This is a genomic window from Streptomyces sp. NPDC001781 (assembly GCF_053596035.1).
Window position 1 is genome coordinate 1 of sequence record NZ_JBSFFI010000072.1, and the last position, 3331, is coordinate 3331.

Below are 3331 nucleotides of genomic sequence, written 5' to 3' on the forward strand. Positions count from 1 at the left end.
AGTCGAACGAGAACGCGTCCAGCACGGTGGCTGTCACTTCAGTGACCCGGTCCTCGGGGACGCACAGCACGACCTCGTCGTGGACGACGCAGCGCAGCCACTCGGTCGCCTCCGGGGCCCGGTCGACCAGGCGCAGCAGGGCCTCGCACATGATGTCCCGGGCGCCGCCCTGGCCCATCAGCGCAGGCGCCTGCGTCCACGCGCGGTCCGGGTTGCAGCGCATGAGCCGCCCGAAACCGTTGTCGAGCATCTGCCCGGCCGCGCCCCGGTCGCGCACCTCCTGCCGCCAGGCGCACAGGACGGGGTACGCCTCGTTCATCCGGTCATCGAACTTCTGAGCCAGCTCCAGCTCCACACCGGAGTTAGCGATGCCCTTGACGCCCATGCCGTAGTTCCAGCCGTGGCCGATCTTCTTGGAGTTGTCGCGCCACTCGCCGTCATGCCTGCCGAACACCATGTCGGCGATCATCGAGTGCGCATCCGCACCCGGCGCGAAGTTCTCCATGTACGCCGGGTCCTGGCAGTGCCCGGCGATGGCGCGCATGTCGACCTGGTCAAGGTCAAAGCAGATCAGCAGGTGGCCGTCGTCGGCGATGAGCGGGCGCCGCTGGTGCACCTTGCCGCCGCGCTTGGCCATGTTGGTGACCGACGGGCGGACATACGCCCACCGGCCCGAGCCCTGGAGGTCACCGACCTGCGGGTGGATGCGGTCGCCCACCAGGTGGTCCATGATCTCCTGGTACTTCTGCACCGAGGACGTGACGGTGACGATGTGGCCGCACATCTCGCGCAGCGCGTCCACGTCGGCGCCCCGGTCGGCGAAGGTGCGCAGCACGTTGGGGTTGAGCATGGCGGGCACCTGGCGGGCGCCGGCGCCCTTGCCGAGCATGTAGGACGCCTCGCCCAGCGCGTCCTTGTTCAAGCTGATCATCCCGGACGCGGTCTTCGGGTAGAACGCCGCGCCCCGGTCGGCGAACGCCGCGATGATGGCCTCGCGGCCCTCGGTGGTGGACAGCGGGGACTTCACCGGCTCGTCGGTGAAGACGCGGTTCTTGCCCCGGCCCTTGCCGACCGACTTCGTCAGCGGCACGCCGCAGTGCTCGTGCAGCCACTCCAGGGACTGGCGCTTCTTGTCGGCCTCCGCCTCGGCCAGCTCGCGCAGCACGGGGACGTCGACCTTCCAGCCGGTCAGGGTGGGCCGGTGCTGGAGGTGGGCCACGCGCATCTCACGTCGAACATAGTTCGAGGGCTCACCCAGAGCGCGCCGCACGCCCCGGGTCGCCTGAAGGTCGCCGCTGAAGTAGTCGCGCAGCTCGTTGACCGGGATACGGCCGTAGCCGAGGTCCGTGCGCTCGGCTTTGTCCAGCTTGCGGCCGTCGATCTCCTCCGGGCCGTACTGGTAGGCGAGGGCGGGCAGGTCGTCCGTCTTGCCGTTGACGCCGTGGCGCCGGGCTGTGGCGTCCAGGCCGTAGTAGCCCTTGGTCGCCCACGGCTTCTCGTGCGCGGCGCCGGGCGGGTCGATGGTCTGCTGCCAGCGCAGGGTGTCCACCGTCTTGGCGGCCAGCTTGTCGTAGTCGGCGCCGTGGTGGCGGGCGAGCGCCATCAGGTCGAACCCGAGCAGGTTGTGGCCGTGCAGCTCGTCGGCGTCCTCCAGCCGGCGAATTAGCTCCTCCACGGAGTTAACAACAACCTCGGTGCCGTCGGCCTCGATGTACCCGGCCAGCCGGACGTACGGGTCGCCGCCGATGTCCTTGTGGGTGAACAGGTGCTTGGCGCTGTGGGTCTCCAGGTCGAACCCGACCGCACCGCCCCGGCGGACCGGGACGGCCTCGGCGGCGGGCGCCTGCGGCGGGGCGGGGACGGTGGCCGCGCGGGGTGCCGGAATGGATTCCGCTTCCGCGAAAGGATCGCCCGCGAAGGGGTCCGTCTCGGAGGCCGTACCGAGTTGTGTACCCGCTGTACCCACTTCCCCGGTTACCTCTATAGGGGAGCCAGATTTTCCGTTAACCGGAGTACCGGGTACAGGGGGTACACCTCCGGAACCATCTGTTGTGACCTGGTCTTTTCCGTTCGGGTCCTGGAACCGGACGCCGAGCCACGCCTGATAGTTGACGCCGATTTTGGGGCTCCGCTCCATGGAGGACAGCCCCTCGCGGGCCCTGATCTTCTTCCGCTGGACCGTGTTCCGCGCGCACTCGTCGTGGCTTCCGAATCGGCTGACGAACGTGCGGTCCGTCCACTCCCGGTGGCCCTTGTCGGCCAGGTACTTGTTGAAGACCTCGTGCAGCTCCCGGGCGAGAACGTGGCTGTTCCAGTCGAACGACAGGCAGTCCCCGATGAACGACAGGACCAGGTCCGACTCCTTGCGCCACTCCAGGGTGTCCTTCTCCACGTCCTCGGGCAGGGTCGGGAAAATCTGGTCGGCGGCGTACCACTTGCGGGCTCCCTCCACAGCCCACGCCAGAGCAGCCTCCCAGACCCGCTTGTCGGTCCGTACGCGCTCCCGGAGCGTCATGTCGGCCCGGCGGTCCATCGGACCCGTGCACGGCTCCCACGGCTTGCGGTAGGTGTACGGGAAGCGGACGAGGGCCAGGCGCCGCCACGTGCCGTGGTCCGTCTGGTCCACGATCGGCTTGTGGTTGGTGTTGATGATCAGGCTGTGCGTCGTGACGAAGGTGACGTTGTCCTGCCGGATCTTGCGTGCGGTGATCTGCTCCGTGCCCGCCAGCTTCTTCACCCGGTTGACGTCCAGGTGACCGGCCTCCGGGGTCTCCTCCAGTACGGCGAGGCGGGCGCCCATGAGCGGCATCAGCTCGGTGGAGTGACCGTCCGACGCGTTACCCAGCAGCGCCTTGTCGGGGACCATCGTGTGGTAGCCGTTCCGGGTGCCGGCCGCCTTGGAGATGCCGTCGACCACAGTCGACTTGGCGTTGGACCCGCCGCCCTGAAGAATCAGGATCAGGTCGTCCGGCGGGGTGTGGCCGGTGAGGCCCTGACCCGTGCGGATCTGGAACCACTCGCGCACACTGTCGGGGATCGCTTCCAGGGACTTGTCCCAGTCCGCGTGGTGGTGGCCGGGGACGTAGTCACATCCGGTGATCTTCGTCATCAGCCGGTCCGGGTCGTGGGGTGTGAGCACGCCCGTGCGCATGTCCAGGATGCCGTTCTGGCAGTTGAGCGCGTCCGGCTCGGAATCGAAATCAGTCGCAAAGGCTTCGAGGATGCCCCGGGACAGCTTCAGCAGGTTGCCCAGCTTGGAGGCCGCGAGCGCCCCACGCCAGCCGTCCATCTCGCTGCGGTAGTCCTTGCTCGGCTCCTCGCGCTGCTTGTC

The 3331-nt window shown here is 68.3% G+C and carries 1 protein-coding gene; it reads right to left on the reverse strand.

Annotated features, from left to right (window positions below; translation table 11 throughout):
* Nucleotides 1-3331 (reverse strand): phage/plasmid primase, P4 family (locus ACWCV3_RS28595; protein ID WP_451230161.1); only part of this gene is annotated, 3331 nt, incomplete at both ends.